Source organism: Bradyrhizobium sp. LB13.1 (genome assembly GCF_054056815.1).
The window spans coordinates 3,288,990-3,307,680 of the sequence record NZ_JBSRYQ010000001.1 but is presented as its reverse complement, the minus strand read 5'-3'; the positions used below and the strand labels follow the sequence as shown (position 1 = coordinate 3,307,680).

At 64.9% G+C, this 18,691-nt stretch carries 16 protein-coding genes and 1 pseudogene; 6 read left to right on the top strand and 11 right to left on the bottom strand.

Annotated features, from left to right (window positions below; all coding sequences use genetic code 11):
* Positions 1-8 precede the first annotated feature (8 nt).
* Both ACVWYI_RS15560 and ACVWYI_RS15555 read left to right on the top strand, forming a co-directional pair.
* Complete coding sequence (locus ACVWYI_RS15560; protein WP_456662515.1) at positions 9-257, top strand: hypothetical protein; 249 nt, start codon at positions 9-11, stop codon at positions 255-257.
* A 36-nt stretch (positions 258-293) separates the two neighbouring features.
* A complete protein-coding gene (locus tag ACVWYI_RS15555; protein ID WP_456662514.1) occupies positions 294-482 on the top strand; it encodes a hypothetical protein in 189 nt (62 codons plus the stop codon).
* Between the two features lie 578 nt (positions 483-1,060).
* Here the strand turns inward: ACVWYI_RS15555 and ACVWYI_RS15550 are convergent.
* Positions 1,061-1,783: pseudogene (locus ACVWYI_RS15550) on the bottom strand (leukotoxin LktA family filamentous adhesin); the annotation flags it as partial.
* 165 nt (positions 1,784-1,948) lie between these two features.
* The gene (locus ACVWYI_RS15545; RefSeq protein ID WP_456662513.1) at positions 1,949-2,695 is read right to left on the bottom strand and encodes a hypothetical protein; all 747 of its coding nucleotides are present in this window, start codon (positions 2,693-2,695) and stop codon (positions 1,949-1,951) included.
* A gap of 294 nt (positions 2,696-2,989) precedes the next feature.
* Between ACVWYI_RS15545 and ACVWYI_RS15540 the strand changes: the two genes are divergently transcribed.
* Both ACVWYI_RS15540 and ACVWYI_RS15535 read left to right on the top strand, forming a co-directional pair.
* Positions 2,990-4,021, top strand: coding sequence for an ABC transporter substrate-binding protein (locus ACVWYI_RS15540; RefSeq protein WP_456662512.1), 1,032 nt, complete (start codon positions 2,990-2,992; stop codon positions 4,019-4,021).
* Entirely contained in the window at positions 4,018-6,693 is a 2,676-nt protein-coding gene (locus ACVWYI_RS15535) for an ATP-binding protein (protein ID WP_456662511.1), read from the top strand. Before ACVWYI_RS15540 ends, ACVWYI_RS15535 begins: the two co-directional genes overlap by 4 nt.
* Positions 6,694-6,703: 10 nt before the next feature.
* Here ACVWYI_RS15535 and ACVWYI_RS15530 read toward each other — a convergent pair whose 3' ends face one another.
* Positions 6,704-7,630 (bottom strand): LysR substrate-binding domain-containing protein, encoded by a 927-nt coding sequence (locus ACVWYI_RS15530; RefSeq protein WP_456662510.1) that lies wholly within the window; start codon positions 7,628-7,630, stop codon positions 6,704-6,706.
* A gap of 129 nt (positions 7,631-7,759) precedes the next feature.
* Between ACVWYI_RS15530 and ACVWYI_RS15525 the strand changes: the two genes are divergently transcribed.
* The gene (locus tag ACVWYI_RS15525) at positions 7,760-8,698 is read left to right on the top strand and encodes a ring-cleaving dioxygenase (RefSeq protein ID WP_456662509.1); all 939 of its coding nucleotides are present in this window, start codon (positions 7,760-7,762) and stop codon (positions 8,696-8,698) included.
* Positions 8,695-9,321 (top strand): alpha/beta hydrolase, encoded by a 627-nt coding sequence (locus ACVWYI_RS15520; RefSeq protein WP_456662508.1) that lies wholly within the window; start codon positions 8,695-8,697, stop codon positions 9,319-9,321. The genes ACVWYI_RS15525 and ACVWYI_RS15520 overlap by 4 nt, the downstream gene beginning before the upstream one ends.
* A gap of 40 nt (positions 9,322-9,361) precedes the next feature.
* On the opposite strand, the gene ACVWYI_RS15515 is transcribed toward ACVWYI_RS15520, so the two are convergent.
* From ACVWYI_RS15515 to ACVWYI_RS15480, 8 genes are all read right to left on the bottom strand, one after another.
* Positions 9,362-10,336 (bottom strand): magnesium transporter CorA family protein, encoded by a 975-nt coding sequence (locus tag ACVWYI_RS15515; RefSeq protein ID WP_354068443.1) that lies wholly within the window; start codon positions 10,334-10,336, stop codon positions 9,362-9,364.
* Between the two features lie 361 nt (positions 10,337-10,697).
* Entirely contained in the window at positions 10,698-12,194 is a 1,497-nt protein-coding gene (locus tag ACVWYI_RS15510; protein WP_456650578.1) for an ABC transporter substrate-binding protein, read from the bottom strand.
* Positions 12,195-12,247: 53 nt separating this feature from the next.
* On the bottom strand, positions 12,248-13,252 hold the full coding sequence (locus ACVWYI_RS15505; RefSeq protein ID WP_456662507.1) for an ABC transporter ATP-binding protein: 1,005 nt from the start codon (positions 13,250-13,252) through the stop codon (positions 12,248-12,250).
* The gene (locus ACVWYI_RS15500) at positions 13,249-14,262 is read right to left on the bottom strand and encodes an ABC transporter ATP-binding protein (protein WP_456662506.1); all 1,014 of its coding nucleotides are present in this window, start codon (positions 14,260-14,262) and stop codon (positions 13,249-13,251) included. Before ACVWYI_RS15500 ends, ACVWYI_RS15505 begins: the two co-directional genes overlap by 4 nt.
* 2 nt (positions 14,263-14,264) lie before the next feature.
* The gene (locus tag ACVWYI_RS15495) at positions 14,265-15,158 is read right to left on the bottom strand and encodes an ABC transporter permease (protein WP_456662505.1); all 894 of its coding nucleotides are present in this window, start codon (positions 15,156-15,158) and stop codon (positions 14,265-14,267) included.
* Positions 15,155-16,105 (bottom strand): ABC transporter permease, encoded by a 951-nt coding sequence (locus tag ACVWYI_RS15490; RefSeq protein WP_456662504.1) that lies wholly within the window; start codon positions 16,103-16,105, stop codon positions 15,155-15,157. Before ACVWYI_RS15490 ends, ACVWYI_RS15495 begins: the two co-directional genes overlap by 4 nt.
* A gap of 99 nt (positions 16,106-16,204) precedes the next feature.
* Positions 16,205-17,626 carry an amidase gene (locus tag ACVWYI_RS15485; RefSeq protein ID WP_456662503.1) on the bottom strand — a complete coding sequence of 474 codons (1,422 nt, stop codon included), beginning with the start codon at positions 17,624-17,626 and terminating at the stop codon, positions 16,205-16,207.
* A gap of 126 nt (positions 17,627-17,752) precedes the next feature.
* Entirely contained in the window at positions 17,753-18,688 is a 936-nt protein-coding gene (locus ACVWYI_RS15480) for a carbohydrate kinase family protein (RefSeq protein ID WP_456662502.1), read from the bottom strand.
* Between the last annotated feature and the right edge of the window lie 3 nt (positions 18,689-18,691).

Sequence of the window (18,691 nt, the reverse complement as noted above, 5' to 3'; positions counted from 1 at the left end):
CGTCATTGATGGCGTGGATGTTGAGGTTGCCGCCCGCGCTGATCGTGGCGCCGGAGGCCACGTTGGTGGTGACGTTGCCGTCGAGCTTGCCGACGACAGCGGCGGCGCCGATCGGCGAGCCGCCGAGCAAGGTGCTCGCCAGCGCCGGATCCTGCGCCGTTTCCGAGCCGTGCGACGTGATGTCGACGTTGCCGGCGCCGTTGATGTTGGCGTTGCCATTGATGTTGACCACCGCCGTGGCGCTCGCCGCCACATAGCCGCCGTTGAGGCCGAGCAGCGAGGCCGCAAGCGTGGTGCCGACCAGCGTGAAGAGGCCAGGGACCGAGCTCGTGAAGCTCGATGTCGCCGTCGAGGTCGCGCCGATCGAGATGTCGCCGCCAGTGATCTGGCCATCGATCGTGATTCCAGTGGTCGCGGTGGCTTGGCCCGACAACTTGGTGTCGTTCGCCGTCGCCGTCAGCGTGACGCTGCCGCTGGTGTAGGTCGTTCCACTAATATTGATCGCCTGGGCGAGAATCTTTGCTCCGTTGACGATGCTGATGGTCGGCGCGTCGATCTCGACATTGATGGCGTTGCCGACGGAATGAGTCTTGGCGGCGTCGAGGTTGCGGGCATCGATCACCGCATGCGCGGCCAGCGTGACCGAATGGTCGGCCTGAACCAGATAGGTGCCGCCGGCGCTCAGCGCCGCGATGGCGTTGGCGACGGACGTGTTCCCGAGGGTTACGCCAACGTCGCCCTGGCTCATGTCGCCGATCACCACATCGGTCGGGTCGATCAGCAGCGTGCCGGCCCGGCCGTTGGGCGCGGCGAGGTTGATGGTAACACCGCGGCCCACGTCGATGACGCCGTTTCCGCTCAGCTCGACCAGACCCGCGTTGCCCGCTTTCGAGCTGGCATTGATCTTGGCGCCGCTCTTGACGGTCACGTCGTTGCCGGCCTTGACGAGAACGCCGCCGGCATCCGCAGTCTTGCTCGCCGTGCTCAACCGCGCATTCTTGCCGAGCTCGGCCTTGTTGCCGGCCACAACGGTGATGCTGCTCGGCGTCGTGCTCTTGCTGCGTGCCGTCAACCGTCCGTTCACGGTGGCGTTGTTGACGGCGCCGATGTGAATCGAGCCATTGCGCACGGTAATCGCCGCGGCGCTGCGCAGCCCCTTCGAATTGACCGAGGCGGAAAATTTGGCGGCGTGATCGAGATTGGCGATGTCGCGCTGGCTCGCGCCCCCGCCGACGAAGATGTTCTGCCCTGTCAGGCGGACACCGTCCTGGGCGTTGATCCGGCCGTAAATACGGATATTGCCGTCAGGCGAGACCGGGAACGACCCTGCCATCAGATTGCCGACCGCCGAGCCGTTGATCTGGCCCCCCGCGCCGATCAGGCTGTCGGTGAACTCGCGCGTCGGTGTCGAGACGTTGAGGCTGCCGACATTGACCGTGCCGCTGCGGCCGACCACGAAACCCTTGGGATCGGCGAAATAGACGTTACCGCCGATCGCACCGTTCATGTAGGAGTTCAGTGTGCCGTTGACGTAGACCGGAGCGTCGCGAACGATATTGACGAGATTTTGCGTCCCGGTCGGCAGCTGCAAATTGACGGTGTTGCCCTGCCCGACGCTGAACTGCGAGAACGAGTTGAAGGCGCTGTTGCCGGACACCGTCGACGTCGTGACGTTGGTTACGCTGCCGGAGGTCTGAAGGCTGGTCCCGGTGCGGCCGTCCGGCGTGATCACGTTCGCCGGCTGCGCCTGAAGGCGGACGCTGAACACTGGCAGGAAGACCATCTGCATCGCGCAGAGCAGTGACATCGAACGGAAACGCGCAAGTCGGCGCAGCGTCAGCTCGTCATTGTCTCGCTTTGCAGATGGTCGGCGCATTTCAGATCCTCTTCATCGGCATTGGCGCCGATCCACAACCGGGTGGGAGAATGTCGTGGAAACGTTCCGGCATCAGAACTGGCCGGGCGGCAGCTTGAAGATGTCAGGGCTCTTGGCATCGGCGACGTAGAACAGCAGCAGGCTGGTCGGCGTCAGCACACGCTGGTTGTTCTCCTTGTTCTCGAACGTGCCCTGGAGAAGCAGGATGACCGAGCGATCCTTGGCGTCGCTGCCGCGGAACATCACGATGCCGCCGCTGACGGGCATGTTGACCGCGATGGAGTCGGGCTTGAAGCCCTCGCTGAGGAAATGGGCGCGCAGGATGTTGGCATTGGAGAACAGCTTCTCCGCCGTGATCGCCGCGTCGGTGCCCTTCGACCAGACCGCGCCGATCTGGATCAGCGACTTGGACTTGTAGCCGAACACGTAAGACAGCTCGGCGGTGCCGCCGTTCGGCAGAAGCTCCGGAACGGAGAGCAGGACGCTCCGCGTCAATTCGGACGCGTTGTCCTGAACCTTGATCGCGTCGGACTTGGCATTGAAGTCCTTCGTCATCGCCGCGCGCACGTCGGCCTCGTTCATGCCGAACTTGGCGGAGCGGAAGCCGTCGATCGCCTTGATCTTGTCGTCTGGGGTTGGCGTCTCGGCGGCAGCGGCCGACGTCGCGCCGGCAGCGACCGGCGTACCGGCAGCAGCAGCAGCAGCCCTTGTTGCGGGCGCAGTTTTCTGCTTCGGCACGGCGCCCTGGGCCGCAAGGGGCCCGGTTGCAACAGAGGTGAGCAGGCCAACGAGGGCCGGAACGAGATAGATTTTGCGCATCGAAAACCTTCGAAAAAACTTGAAACAACGCTTTAAAAATCGGCAGCTACGAATCGGCTTCCCCCGAACCGTCATCGCAACCGAGACGGAAAATGTTGCAGCGCCGCAATGCGTTACAAGGTGTCACGGAGTAGACAAGGTTCGAAACAGCGACTCTCTGGCGGCGTAGGAATACGGTATCGGGCTGCCAAACGCTGCGAATGAGCAGTCACAAACACATTTTTTCATCAATTGTGGATGCCGGCCGTTCGCGCTAAGCATCGGCTTGGGGCAAACCATCATGCAAAGACTTTCATGACCGAACGGCCTTCCGCGCTCGCGGTCGATCGCCGCGGGTTCATTCGCCTTGCGGGGACAACCGCTGCGGGATGGCTGGCGCTCGGCGCAACATCTGATCGCATGCGGGTGGTCGCATCGCTGACCGCATTGCGGCTCGACGACGAATTAACCAGAAGAAGCATGATCGACAGCCCGACCTCTCGCCTGGGTGGTCTCATCGTGGGCTTGAGGCAGCGAGGTTGGGTCGAAGGCGTCAATTTCCGCTTCGAGCTCCGTTCGACCTTCGGCGCACCGGATAGACTGAAGGCCGCAGTCCAGGAATTGCTGGCGCTCAAGCCGGACGTGATCCTGACCGGCTCGACAGTCGAAACCGGGGCCGTCCTCGCAGTCACCAAAACCATCCCGATCGTCTTCGCGACCTCGAACGACCCTGTCGGCAATGGCTTCGTCCAAAGCCTCGCACATCCCGGCGGCAACGTCACAGGCTTCACCAGCAGCACCGCCGAGATGGGCGGCAAATGGCTTCAGCTCGTCCGGGAGGCCGTGCCGGATATCGCGCGCGTTGGCGTCCTGTTCAATCCGGCGACCACGCCCGGCGCCGGACGATTCTACCTCGACTCCCTCGAGCAAGAAGCCGCGGCGTCCGGACTGGCGGTGGTGCTCGCGCCCGTCAGCACGGCAGCGGACATCGACGGCGCGATCAGCCGCTTTTCCGAACCGCCAAAGGCGGCGATGATCGCGCTCGTCGACAGCTTTCTGGTGGTCAACCGGCAGGCCATCGTCGCGGCAACCGCGAAATACCGCGTTCCCACGATTTACCCGTTCCACTATTTCATGGATGCGGGCGGGCTGATGAGCTATGGGCCGACGCTTGAAGTGCGCTCAGCCGACTATGTCGATCTCATCCTGCGCGGCACCAAGGCCGGCGATCTTCCGGTGCAAGCGCCGCGGAAATACGAGCTCCTGATCAACCGCACGGTCGCCCGCGCGCTGGATTTGACGATCCCATTCACGCTGCTCGCACGCGCCGACGAGATCCGCGAGTGAACGAGACGATCGACCACGGAAATTTGCGGACGCCTCCCGGCCGGCTGTTCCGAAAATACCTCTACTCGATCGCCGCCCTCGCCTTCGCCGCGCTTGCCATCAACACCGGCTTGGACGTCTGGTTCTCATATCGCGAGCAGAAGCAGCTTCTGGCGGCGACCCAGCGCGAGCAGGCAGCGTCCGCGGCCATTCAGATCGGCCAGTTCATCGGCCAGATCGAAAGCCAGATCAGATGGCTCTCCCGCCTGCCCCCCGAGCTGTCCACGAACGAGGACGATCGTCTGAACGCCATCCGCCTCCTGCGTCTCTCGCCCGCGATCGCGGAAATCGCCGAGCTCGACGCGCAGGGCCGCGAGCAGGTGCGCGTGTCGCGCCGTGTCGCGGACAGGATCGGCAGCAAGACCGATCTCTCCACCTTGCCCGCCTTTCGCGGCGCCAACGAAAGCCGCGCCTATTACGGACCGGTCTACTTCCTCGGTGACACCGAACCGTTCATGACGCTTGCCACACGCGGCACGGGCCTCGCGCCGAATGTAATTGTCGCTGAGGTCAATCTTCGCTTCATCTGGGACCTCGTCGCCGGAATCAGGGTGGGCAACACCGGCAAGGCCTACGTGGTCGATCGGATGGGGGTGTTGATCGCACATCCCGATTTGTGGCCGGCACTGCGTCGCAGCGATCTCTCCAGCCATGCGGACGTCCGCGCCGCACTCGATGGCGTCGGTCCGCCCTCGGGCGGCCTGGTCAAGGAGGATCTGTCCGGTCAACGCGTGCTGTCGACCTATGCGACGGTCCCCTCACTGGGCTGGCTGGTGTTCGTCGAGCTCCCGCTCAGCGAAGCCTACGAGCCGATCTATGCATCGATCGGACGTTCGACATTTCTTCTGGTCATTCTGCTGGCCTGTGCGGTGCTCGTCTCTTTGTTTCTCAGCCGGCGCATGACCGTGCCGATCCAGATCCTGACGCAGGGCGCGCGGCGGATCGAGAGCGGCGACCTCGGCCTGCGGCTCGCGATCAAGACCGGCGACGAGCTGGAGGCGCTCGGCGATCAGTTCAACCGGATGGCCGCTCACTTGCGCGAATCCTATGCGACACTCGAACGCAAGGTGATCGAGCGCACCTCGGAGCTGGAGAAGACCCGAGACCAGGCGCTTGCCGAGCACGACGCCGCCGAGCGCGCGCGCAGCGCGGCGGTGGCGGCCAACGAGACAAAATCGCGCTTTCTCGCGGTCGTCAGCCACGAGCTGCGCACGCCGTTGAACGGCGTCATGGGCGTGCTGCAACTGCTCGACGACGGCAGCCTCGGTGAAGCGCAGCGGCGCGGCCTCACGACCGCAGCTGCGTCGGGGGAAACGCTGATCGCGCTGGTCGATGCCATCCTGGAATATGCACGCCTGGAGGCCAGCGCCGAAACTCTGGAAACGCGTGATTTCCGGCTCGACCAGCTCATCGAAACGGCCGTCGATCTGATGCGGCCGCAGGCCTTCGGCAAGGGACTGACCTTCGACCTCGCCTGCGATGCGACAGTTAATACCTCGGTGCACGGCGATCCCGTGCGGCTCAATCGCATCCTGCTCAATTTGATCGGCAACGCGATCAAGTTCACCCCGCGCGGCGGCATCGGCCTGAACGCCGCCGCCGCGCATCATGACGATCATGCCCTGCTGCGCATCACCGTTCGCGATACCGGCATCGGCATCGCGCCCGACATGCACGAGCGGATTTTCGAGGATTTCGTCCAGGCCGACGACAGCATCGCGCGGCGGTTCGGCGGCACTGGCCTGGGGCTCGCAATCGCACGCCGCCTTACCCGCCTGATGCGCGGCGAGTTGACGGTGGCGAGCACGCCGGGTGCAGGCAGCTCATTCATGCTTGAAGTGCCGCTCGGCATCGCCGCGAGCGGCATCGCACAAGGCGCGGTTCAGCCATCATCGCGGCAGCTTCGCGTGCTGCTGGTCGACGACGATCCCGTCAATTGCGAGGTCGGCGAAGCCATGCTGAAGAGGCTCGGCCACCACCCCACGATCGCCACGAACGGAGCGTCGGCTATCGCACTCGCCCGCGACCAGGCGTTCGACATCATCCTGATGGATCTGCACATGCCCGACATGGACGGCGTGGAGGCGGCGTCGCGGATCGGCAGGCTTGGTCTGCCGAGGATGCCGCGCATCATCGCGGTGACGGCCGATGTGTCGCGCCGCGCCCGCGAACGGCTTGCAGGGGCAGGCATCGCCAAGATCGTCAGCAAGCCTATCCTGATCAATGCGCTGCGCGAGGCGATCGAGGACGAACCGCGGGACGAGCCGGCAGCAGTGCAACTTGCCGCGGGCGCGTTGATCGACCGGCATTTCATCGACGACCAGAAGGAGCTGCTGGGCGCCGCGCAAATCGAAAAGCTCCGCCGGCTTCTGCATCAAACGAGCGAGCAACTGATCGGCGACATCGCCAAGGCCGCCGAGATTGGCGAACACACGCAGTTCGCGCGTTGCGCGCATCAACTCGGCAGCGCCGCGAGCGCGCTCGGCCTCGTCCGCCTGTTCGAGCGCTGCCGCGAGATCGAGCTGGCAGCAGCCACGATGTCACCGTTCGAATGCCAGAATGCCGCCAGCGAGCTGGTCGCGCTTCGGCAGGACTCGATGAGCGCGCTGGACGAATTGCTCCGGCCGGCCTAACAGCGTCCGGTCAACTGGCCGCGGCGGGTTTGCGCCCGCCTGCTTCGTCGTCCTCTCGGCCAAAACGTTCGACCAGAAAGTCGATGAACAACCGCACCTTCACCGACAGGTGCCGGGTCGGCGGATACACCGCATAGAGCGCGAGCGGCGGCGCTGAATAGTCGTCCAGCACCGTCCGCAGCTGGCCTTTCCGCAAGGCATCGGCGGCGATGAACTCGGGAAGCAGTGCGAGCCCCCTGCCCTTGATCGCGACATCGCGCAGCACTTCGGCATTGTTGACGCAGAGCGACCAGGCCGGCTGGATCCAGTGATCGCCATCGGCGCCTGTCAGCTTCCACTGATTGCCGGTGAGCAGGAAGCCGTAGGTCAGCGACGCATGCTCGCGCAGATCCTGCGGATGTTTTGGCGTGCCGTGACGTGCGAGATAATCGGGCGAAGCGCAGATCATGCGCGCCACCGGCATGATTTTTCGCGCGATCAGGCTCGAGGACTCCAATTCCGCGATCCGCAACGTCACGTCAAAGCCGTCCTGGACGGGATCGAGCAGGTCGTCGCTGAGGACCAGTTGGAGCTGCAGCTCCGGATACCGTGCCATGAAATCGGCAAGCACCGGCCCGAGCCGCATCGTGCCGAACGACATCGGCGCGTTGACGCGCAACAAGCCGCGCGGCGCCGACTGGGCTTGCGTCACCGCCTGATCGGCGGCCTCGATTTCCGAGAGGATCACGAGCGCGCGCTCGAAATAGCGCTGGCCGTTCTCGGTCGGGCTCGTATGCCGCGTGGTCCGATTCAGGAGCTGGACGCCGAGGTTCTCCTCGAGGTCGGCGATGTATTTGCTGATCGCCGAGCGCGACAGCCGCAACTGGCGGCCGGCCTCGGCAAAGCTGCCGCTTTCGACAACTTTCACGAAGGCCCGGAGGCTGACCACCTTATCCAAGGGCAGGCCTCCGGGATTGTTTCCAAATTGTAGACATAGACGTCATATTTGCATGGATTGTCTCCAATCCAAAGCGGCACGATATTGACGGCCAGAGCAAGACCGCTCCCCGAGTTTTGGAGGACGACAATGTCTGGACTGCACCACGTCACCGCGATCGCCGGCGATCCCATCAGGAATTTCGGGTTTTACACCAGGGATCTGGGCCTGCGCTTCGTCAAGAAGACGGTCAATTTCGACGATCCCGGCACCTACCACTTCTATTATGGTGACGAGACCGGCCGCCCCGGCACCATCCTGACCTTCTTCCCGTGGGCCGGCGTGCCGGCCGGGCGCCGCGGCGTCGGCGAAACGCACCAGACCGCCTTCCGGGTGCCGCAACGCTCGCTCGGCTATTGGACGCAGCGCTTCACCGAGAAGGGCGTTGCTTACGAGGCGCTGGAGAAGCGCTTTGGCGAGTCCGTGCTGCCGTTCACCGACCCTGACGGCATGGCACTCGCGCTTGTCGGCGTTCCCGGTGCCGAGAACGAGCCCGGCTGGAGCAACGGCGACGTGCCGGCCGAGCACGCGATCCGCGGCTTCCACGGCGTGACGTTGCTGCTCGATAGCGCGGCGAAGACGGCCGCCGTCCTCACCGACGTGTTCGGCTTCAAGGAGACCGGTCGCGAAGGCTCCGTGATCCGCTTCAAGGCACCGGGTAATGTCGAAGGCAGCGTCGTCGACATCTACGAGGCCAAGGGATTTTTGCGCGGGCATCAGGGGGGCGGCTCCGTGCACCACATCGCCTTCCGCGCGGTCGACGATGCCGAGCAGGGCAAGATGGCGCAAAAGCTCGTGAGCAATCACGGCCTGCAGCCGACCGAGCAGAGGGACCGCAACTACTTCCGCTCGATCTACTTCCGCGAACCCGGCGGCGTGCTGTTCGAGATCGCGACCGATATTCCCGGTTTCGCCGTCGACGAGCCCGTCGCGACGCTGGGACGTGACCTGAAGCTGCCGAGCTTCCTCGAAGCGCAACGCAAGCAGATCGAGGGTGTCCTGCCGAATTTGGAAGAGAGGGTGTCGTGACCGGGAATTCATTCATCCACCGTTTCGAGCCCGCGACCAGCGCGGGCTCGCGCCCACTCCTGTTGCTGCACGGCACCGGCGGCGACGAGAACGATCTGCTCGGGCTCGGCAAGATGATCTCGCCCGGGTCCGCCCTGCTCTCGCCGCGCGGCCGCGTGCTCGAGCACGGCATGCCGCGCTTCTTCCGCCGTCTCGCAGAGGGCGTGTTCGACGAGGAGGATGTGCGCCGGCGCGCACTCGAACTTAGCGACTTCGTGGCAGATGCGCGGCAGCGATACGGCATCGCCGCCCCGGTCGCGGTCGGCTTCTCCAACGGTGCCAACATCGCCGCCGCGCTGTTGCTGCTGAAGCCGGATGTGCTGGCAGGCGCGATCCTGCTGCGCGCGATGGTGCCGCTGTCGGATTCGCCGAAGGCCGAGCTTGCGGGCAAGCCAGTCCTACTGTTGTCGGGGCAAGGCGACCCGATCGTGCCGGCAAGCAACTCGTCGAAGCTTGCAGTGCTGCTCTCCGAGGCGGGTGCGCGTGTCGATCACAAGATCCTGCCGGCGGGCCATCAATTGTCGCAAGCCGACGTGACGCTCGCCCGCGACTGGATCGGCAGCGGCAACGCGAAGGCGGCCTGAACCAACAGACGGCGCATCGTTCCAAGCGGTGCGCCGCTACTTACTCGAACCAGCCGCGCCGCTTGAACCAGATCAGCGGCAGGACGCCGCTGGCAATGATGGCGAGCCACGCCAACAGATAGCCGAACGTCCAGTCCAGCTCCGGCATGTGCTTGAAGTTCATGCCCCAGATGCCGACCAGGATCGTGGGCGGCACACCGACGACGGAGACGATCGTCAAAATCTTGAACAGCTCGTTCTGCTGGATGTTGATGAACCCGAGCACGGCATCGAGCAGAAGCTGGATCTTGTCGGTCAGCCGCGTCTCGTAGTCGCCGAGCGAAACGACGTCCTTCGATACGGCGTGAAGCCGCTTCTTCGATGCCTCCGTGATCCATTCGCTTCCGACGTCGCCGGCAAACGACGCAATTCGCCCGACGCCTAGCAGGACGTCGCGCGTCTTGGCGAGACGGTCGGCCAGTTCACCGATGTTTTCCAGCGCCTCGCGCATCCTGCGGCTGGACCGGATCGGCCGCTTGGTGCGAACCAGTCCGCCCCTGAAGACGCTCCGCGACAGCGTATCGACTCTCACGGCGAGATGCTCCAGAGCATCGGCGCCGCGGTCGATCATGGCCTCGAGCAGGCTGGTGAACACGCACATGCCGTTCTCGAGGGTGTCATCGGAGCCGACGCGCTTGCTGACCTGGTCGAAGATGGGCAGCTCCGCAAAGCGCACCGTCACCAGCACATGCGGGCCAATGATAAAACCCACCGGCGTAATCTCGGCCTCGTTGTCCTCGTTGAGCCGGACCGCGGGCGAGCCGAGATAAAGCGTGCCGTGATCGAAGATCAGGCGGCTCGACGCCTCGATCTCGCTGAGCGACTCCGCGGACGGAATGCGTATCTTCAGCAATCGCTCGACGAATTGCTTTTCCTGCGCGGTCGCATCCAAAAGATCAGCCCAGATGATCTCGGACGGCATTTCCGCGCCAATGTTCTGCCACTCGTCGGATGGCCACCTGTACAGTTTGAGCAAGAACCGAACTCCGCATACCCTAGCGCCGGATCGCACGGCATGCGGCCATCCTGCGCTGAGCTAACGCATGAGGGTTCCGATCGTTCAAAGCCGGGGAGCATCAGAGGCGGCGTAATCCAACCAAGAGGGCGCGGCCTCCTTCGACGATGCCATCATGCCGGTGTTTTGCCCGACGGGTCAATGGCATCGCGGAACGCGCAGCGCGCAAACCGGTGAATCACGCTACGCGCAAACCATTGAAATGATTATCCCCGGCTACTGTGCATGGGGTTGTTTTTCCGGTTTTTGTTTGGACCGGGTCGTGACGATCTCTTCCGTTGGGAGAGATCGTCACCGAAATCACGCAATCGAGCTGCCCGACCTACTCCCACGCCCATGTCGAGAAATCGTTCTCGTACTGGGGCACGTGCCTCCAGACGCCCTTCAGCTTCTTGTTGGTGATGGTGATCAGCTGCGGCTGGTACAAATAGCCGGAGACTGCGTCGGTTGCCAGCATGCGCTGCGCATCGCCGAGAAGCTTTGCGCGGGCGCCTTCTTCCGGCGTCGACACGATCTGCTTGTAAAGCGCGTTGAACGCCGCGTTGTTGTAGCCGAGGTAGTAGTCCGGCTCGGTGATCTTGACGAGGTCGATCGGCTCGACATGGCTGACGATGGTGAGATCGAAATTGTGCGGACCGTTGCCGGCGAACACCTGCGACAGCCATTGCGCCCATTCGACGTTCTCGATCTTGGCGATGATACCGACCTTGGCGAGCTGAGCCGCCAGGATCTCGCCGCCCTGCCGCGCATAGGACGGCGGCGGAAGTTTCAGCGACAGCTCGAGCGGCGTGGTGATGCCGGCTTCCGCCAGCAGCTTCTTCGCCTTCTCGGGGTCGTAGGGATTGATGCCGGTGGTGTCGACGAAGCCGAGCGCGCCCGGCACGTAGAAGCTGCCGATCGGCGTGCCGAAACCGTCAACCGCGCCGTCGATCATCGCCTTGCGGTCGATCGCGGCGAGGATGGCACGGCGCACGCGGACGTCGTCGAGCGGCTTCTTGCGCTCGTTGATGCCGACGATGGTCTTGGCGCGGGAGCCGCCGACCATGACGTTGAAGCGTGGATCGGCCTTGAACTGGGCGATAGTGCGCTGGGCCGACACGCGTGGGAACGCATCGACGTCGCCGGAGAGCAGCGCCGCGGTCTGCGCCGCCGGATCGGAAATGAAGCGGATCGTCACCTTCGACAGCTTGATCGCGGCGGCGTTGCGATAATCGCCCCATTTGTTCAGTGTGATCGAAGAGCCCTTGGCCCAGGCCCCGAGCTGATAAGGCCCGGTGCCGACCGGCTGCGTGCCGTTGGTGGGTGCGCTCTTCGGCTCGACGATCGAGCCGCTCGCCTGCCCCAGCAGGAACGGCAAGTTCGGCTCGGAATATTTCACCGAGATCACGACCGTATCGGCGTCGGGCGCATCGACCTTCTCGAAGGCCTGGAACAGGCTCTTGTCCTTGTTGGTGCTGGTGGCGACAGCGTTGCGCTCGAACGAGAACTTGACCGCCGCGGAATCGAACGCCTCGCCGTTGTGGAATTTGACGCCCTTGCGCAGCTTGAACGTATAGGTCTTCAGGTCGGGCGAGGCGGTCCAGCTCTCCGCCAGCAACGGCGCGACGGTGCCGTCCTCGTTGATCTTGGTCAGCGTCTCGTAGATGTTATAGAGCGTGACTTCGGCGATCGCGGCGGCGGCGGCGTTGGTGGGATCGAGGCCGGGTGGCTCCAGCGCCATCGCCATGACGACGCTGTCCTTCTTGCTCTGCGCCAGCACCGGCAAAGGGGCCGCGGCAAGCGCGGCGGCGAATGCGACGATCGATAATTTCCTCAACATGCGTAACTCCCGGCCTTCTCTATTCCCAGCCTACGCTAATCCCGCCGCGGACGCTAACCTTCCACGGGCAATGGCGGCAACGCCATCACGGCCTCCGCCTTGTGGCAGGCGGCGAGATGCGTCTCGCCCACCTTGCGTAGCTCAGGCAGAACCTCGCGGCAATGCTGGTCGGCGAGCGCACAACGGGTGACATAGGGACATCCGCTCGCGGCCGCCGATTGCGAGGCGATCGCCTGGGCTCCGCGCCGGCGCCGGCCACCGCCGGCGCGCGCCCGAGGCACGGCATCCAGCAATGCTCGTGTATAGGGATGGGCACAGCGCTCGAACAAATCCTCGGGACGGCCCTGCTCGACGATCCGGCCGAGATACATCACCGCGACCTCGTCGCAGAGATAGTCGACGACGGCGAGGTCGTGGCTGATCAGGACGTAGCTCAGGCCGAACTGCTCCTGGAGATCCTGCATCAGGTTCAAGACCTGCGCCTGCACGGAGACGTCCAGCGCGGAGACCGGCTCGTCGGCGACGATCAGCTTCGGTTGGGTGATCAGCGCGCGCGCAATGGCGATGCGCTGGCGCTGGCCGCCGGAGAACTCGTGCGGATACTTCTCCATGTCGGCGTCGCGTAAACCCACCTGCCGCAGCACCGCAGCGACGCGCGCGTGAAAAGTCCTACGATCGGCGTCTTCCAGCACGGTGAGCGGCTCGGCAACGATGCGCGCAATGGTCTGGCGCGGGTCGAGCGATCCGTAAGGATCCTGGAACACCATCTGGAAATCGCGGCGGGCGCGGCGCAATTCGTCGGCGGAGATGCGGTTGAGGTCGCGGCCAAGCAGCGCGACCTGGCCCGATGTCGGCCGCTCCAGCGCCATCACCAGCCGCGCGAAGGTCGACTTGCCGGAACCGGACTCGCCGACGATGCCGAGGCTCTTGCCGGCATCGACCCGCACGCTGACACCGTTGAGGGCGCGCACCTGCCCCGGCGGACGGAACAGGCTCTCGCGCGGCAACGTGTAGCGCTGCTCGAGATCCTTCACGTCGAGAAGAGGCGCCGTGCTCATGCGGACAGCGCTCCAACATTCGCGGCCATGGACACGTCCGTCCGGATGCAGCGCACGAAGTGGCCAGGTCCGACGTCCACCATCGGTGGAAGCGCGGTCCGACACGACTCGATCACGAGCGGACACCGATCGGCGAAGGTACAGCCGGAAGGCAGATCCGCGAGCTCCGGCACCGTGCCCGAGATCGTCGTCAGCCGCGTCCCCTTGCGTGCGCCGAGCTTCGGCCGGGCGCGGAACAGGCCCTGCGTGTAGGGATGTCCCATCCGGCGGAACACCTCGTCGGTCGGCCCGCTCTCGACGACCGTGCCGCCATACATCACCATCATCCGCTGCACGTTCTCGGCGATGACGCCGAGATCGTGCGAGATCAGGATCATCGACATGCCGCGTTCATCGACGAGGTCGGCGATGAGGTCGAGGATCTGGCCCTGGATAGTGACGTCGAGCGCCGTGGTCGGCTCGTCCGCGATCAGAAGGTCCGGCTCGCAGGCGAGCGCCATCGCGATGGTGACGCGCTGGCGCTGGCCGCCGGAGAATTGGTGCGGATAGGCATCGATGCGCCTGGCCGGATCGGGTAGCCCGACGCGGTCGAGCAAGGCGATCGACTCTTTACGCGCCTGCGCCGCCGAGTATTTCTTGTGACGGCGCAGCGGCTCGGCGACTTGATGGCCGATCGTGTGCATTGGGTTGAGCGCGGTCATCGGCTCCTGGAAGATCATGCTGATGCGGTTGCCGCGCAGGCTGCAATAATCCGCATCCGAAAGCCCGACGAGCTCGCCTCCATCCAGCTTGATGCTGCCGGTGACGACCGCGCTGTCGGGCAGCAGTCCCATCAGCGACAGCGCGGTCACCGACTTGCCGCAGCCGGACTCGCCGACGAGCCCGAGCGTCTCGCCGCGTTTCAGGACGAAGCTGACGCCGCGCACCGCCTGTGCCGGCCCGCGGCTCGTGTTGAGGCGCACGCCGAGATTCTCGACCTCGATGAGCGGCATGGTCGAGCGCTCGCCCATCGTCATCGCTCCCGTGCCAGTCGTGGATCGAGCAGATCGCGCAATCCGTCGCCGAGGAGATTGAGGCCGAGCACGGCGATCGCGATCGCAGCGCCCGGATAGACCGCGAGCATCGGCGACTGGAATAACAATGTCTGTGCGTCGTTCAGCATGCGGCCCCATGACGGCTGCGGCGGCTGCGTACCGAGCCCGAGATAGGACAGCGCGGCCTCCGCGAGGATCGCGAGCGCGAACTGGATGGTAGCCTGCACGATCAGGATCGACAGGATGTTGGGCAGGACGTGCTCGATGGTGATGCGGAAATATCCCTTCCCCGCCGCGCGCGCGGCCAGCACGAATTCGCGCGCCCAGATCGCGTTGGCCGAGCCGCGCGTCAGCCGGATCAGCGTCGGAACCTGAAAGATGCCGATGGCGACGATCGAGGTCACCATGCCGGGCCCGACGACCGCAGAGAGCATGATCGCGGACAGCACGGCCGGAAAGGCGAAGGTGAAATCGGAGAAGCGCATGATGATCTCTTCGGTCCAGCCGCGCCGGGCCGACGCCGCCAGGCCGAGGCAGACGCCGAAGGTGAGACCGATGCTCACCGCGATGATGCCGACCATGATGGTGGAGCGGGCACCCGCGAGCAGCAGCGAGACGATGTCGCGGCCGAAGACGTCGGTGCCGAGCCAGTGCGCGGCCGAGGGCGGTCGGAGCTTCGAGGCGATGTCGATCTCGTAGGGTGACCACGGCGTCCACACCAGCGAGAGCAGCGCCGAGGCGAGCACCAGCAGGCTCAGCGCACCGCCCAGCACAAAACTGCGATGACGCAGCGCGCGGCGCCAGAAGGTCCGGGCCGGCAGAGCACGCGTTGCGGCCGGCGCGTCGACGAGGGTGGTCAGCGGCGCGCTCACAGGTCGTGGACTTTGATGCGGGGATCGACGAAAGCATAGAGCACGTCGACCACGAAATTGACGATGACGACCATGGTCGCGAGCAGCATCACGCAGTTGCGCACCACGATCAGATCGCGATTGGCAATCGACTGGAAGATCAGGCGGCCGAGGCCGGGTAGATAGAACACGTTCTCGATCACGATGGTGCCGGCCAGCAGATTGGCGAATTGCAGCCCCATCACCGTCATCACAGGGATCATGGCGTTGCGCAGCACGTGGCGCCACAGCACCTCGCGCTTGCCGAGCCCCTTCGCGCGCGCCGTGCGGACGAAGTCTTCACGTAGGACTTCCAGCACCGCCGAACGCGTGACGCGAGCGAGGATCGCGGCCTGCACCACCGCCAGCGAGAGCGCAGGCAGCAGCAGCGATTTGATGCCGAGCCAGATGCCGTCCTCCCAGCCGGGAAAGCCGCCCGCGGACAGCCATTGCAGCCGCACCGAAAATAACAGCACCAGCAGGATCGCAAACCAGAAGTTCGGCAGCGCGATGCCGATCTGCGTCAGCGACATCACGCCGACATCGCCGAGCTTGTTGTGATTGGCCGCGGTGTAGATGCCGGCCGAGAGCGCCAGCGTCACCGTGATCAGCATCGCCATGATCGCAAGCGGAATGGTCAGCACCAGCCGCTCCGCGATCAGGCTCGCGACCGGTGTGCCGTAGACATAGGAGTTGCCGAGATCGCCGACGAGAAGGCCCTTGATCCACTGCAAATAGCGAACCGTCAGCGGCTGGTCGAGCCCGAGCTTGACGGTGAGCGCGCGCACCGCGTCGGCCGAGGCGTCGGCGCCCATCAGCATCTGCGCGGCATTGCCCGGAAGAGCATCCAGCACCAAAAAAATGATCACGGATGCGCCGACCAGCGTCGCCAGCAAAGTCAGCAGACGGCGGAGGACAAATACGCTCATGCGCGCTCGGATTCAGGGCTCATCCGCGGCACGATCAACACGTCCGGGCGCCGGAGGCAAGTTCTTTGCAAACAAGTCCTTTGCTGCATGCCCATCTGCTCAATCCGGCCAGCGGGACAGAAGGTCGTGCGACGCCTCGAACAGCGCGCTCACGCGCAGCAAGTCCGCATCGCTGCGGAAGCGGCCGACGAGTTGAAGGCCGATCGGCAGGCCGTCGCGGCCGAAGCAGCACGGCAGACTGATGGCGGGGTGTCCGGTCATGTTGAACGGCATGGTCCAGGGGAACCAGTGCGGCCGGACGCTGTCAAAGTGCTTGCCGTCGATCTCGATGGTGCCGAACAGGTCTTGATCGATCGGCAGCGCGGTGCGCGTGAGGGTCGGCATCGCCAGCAGGTGCCCGCGCGCAAGCAGGGATTGCACCCGGCGGAACAACGCCGTGCGCGCGAACATCGCTTCCTGATAGGTGACGCCGCTGACGTTGGTCGCAAGCGCGACCTGCTTGACGAAGGCTTCGCTGAGGGCGTCGCCGTGCTCGGCCACGAGCTTTGAAAAGCGCGTGCGCCAGACGGTGTGATTGATGGCGCGCCAGATCGGTTCGATGTCGAACCCCTCGCCGGAAAATTCCTCGAGCTCGGCACCGAGCCCGGCGAGCCGGTCGAGACTCGCCTTGAAGCCGGCGTCGACATCTGCAGAGACAGGGCGTCCGGGCGGCGACAGGCAGTGCAGGATTTTCTGCCCACGCAGATCGCCGCGCGGCAGAGCGGTGCCGATGAAGTCAGGCACGGGAACGCCGATCGACCAGGGATCGCAGGAATCCTCGCCGGCCATCGCCTGCATCATCAGCGCGGTGTCGGCGACGGTTCGCGTCATCGGCGTGACATAGGTCTGGTTGCCGAAGGCATCGAGCGCTTGGCTGTGCGGGATGACGCCGTTGCTCTGCTTCAGCCCGACCACGCCGTTGCAGGCGGCGGGAATCCGTGTCGAGCCGCCGCCATCGGTCGCGATCGCAAGCGGCGCGATGCCGCTGGCAACGGCGACCGCCGCGCCGCCGCTGGAGCCGCCCGACGACCGCTCCGCGCTCCAGGCGTTGCGGGTGCGGCCGAACAGCGGCGAGTCGGTCAGGCACTTGCTCCCGAATTCCGGCGTGGTGGTCTTGCCGATCAGGATCGCGCCTTGCGCACGCAGCCGCGCGACCGCCACGGCATCCTCGTTCGGCACATTGTCCTTGTAGGGAACGGCGCCGAAAGTGGTCTTCACGCCTCTGGTGTTGACGATGTCCTTGACGGTGACGGGGATGCCGTGCAGCAGGCCGAGCGGTTCGCCGGCCATCATTTTGCGCTCGGCCGCGCGCGCCTCTGCCATCGCCTCGCCGCCACAGAGCGTGATGAAGCAGTTCAACTGGGGCTGGAGCGCCTCGGCGCGCGCGAGCACGGCGCTGACAAGTTCGACGGGGGAGACTTCCTTGCGGTCGATGCGCGCGCGCATTTCGGTGGCGGACAGGAAACAGAGATCATCGTTCATAGAAGGACCGCCTCGCGTCAGGATACGCGGACCTTGCCAGCGTGCACCGATCCTGTCCATTTCGGCTTGCGCATGGCCGCAGTCCACCGAGACAACTCGGAAATGGGGCAACGCCTGACGCGCTAGCTACCAGCTCCAATTGATCTCGTGGCTCCACGGCGGATCGGCACCGGGACGGGTGCAGGTCAGGCCGGCGCAATTGGCGGCAAAGGACAGCGCACGGCGAAGCTCGTCCGCGCCGATGTCCTTCAACTCTTGTCGGGCGAGACGCCCCTGCTTGTGCAGGGCGAACAACAGCGCCGCCTGAAAACTGTCGCCCGCGCCGATGGTGTCGGCCACCTCGACCTTGGGCGCGGCGACCTCGATCTGCCCTGCCCCCGCATGCCACGCGATGGCGCCGCTGTTGCCGCGGGTGATGACGACAAGGCTCGCGCCCCGTGCGAGCAGCGTGCCGGCGCGCTGGTGAATCGGCTCGTCGCCGAACAGGTAGGCGAAGTCGACGTCGGACATCTTGATGAGATCTGCGCTGTCGGCGAACTCCGCCATGCGCGCGAGATAGGCGGGCTTGTCCTTGACGAGGTTGGGCCGGGAGTTCGGATCGAAGGAGATTGTCGACAACGCCCGTGCGTCCGCGATCAGGGCCTTGGTCTCGGCGGCACCCCGGTCATTGACAAGCGTGGTCGAGCCGACATGGACGGCTTCGACGGTCGCGAATGGAATGGTGCCGCGCCGATAGGTCCAGTTCCGCGTCGCAGTCTCGGCATCGTAGAAGGCGTAATGCGACTCGCCCTCGACGATGCGAACGAAGGCGAGCGTGGTCTGGTGATCGCTGCTTGTGGCGAGAGCGAGTTCGACATTCGACGCTGTCGCGTGATCGGCGATCATGCGCCCGAACAGGTCGGTCGAGATGCCGCCGACGAAGCCTGTCGGCGCGCCCAGCCGCGCCATGCCGATCGCGACGTTGAGGCAGGAGCCGCCGACGGCCGGCATTACCGCTGCGCGCCCGTCGGTGTTTCGCGTCGGGACGAAATCGATCAGCGCATCGCCGCAGGTAATCAGCATTCG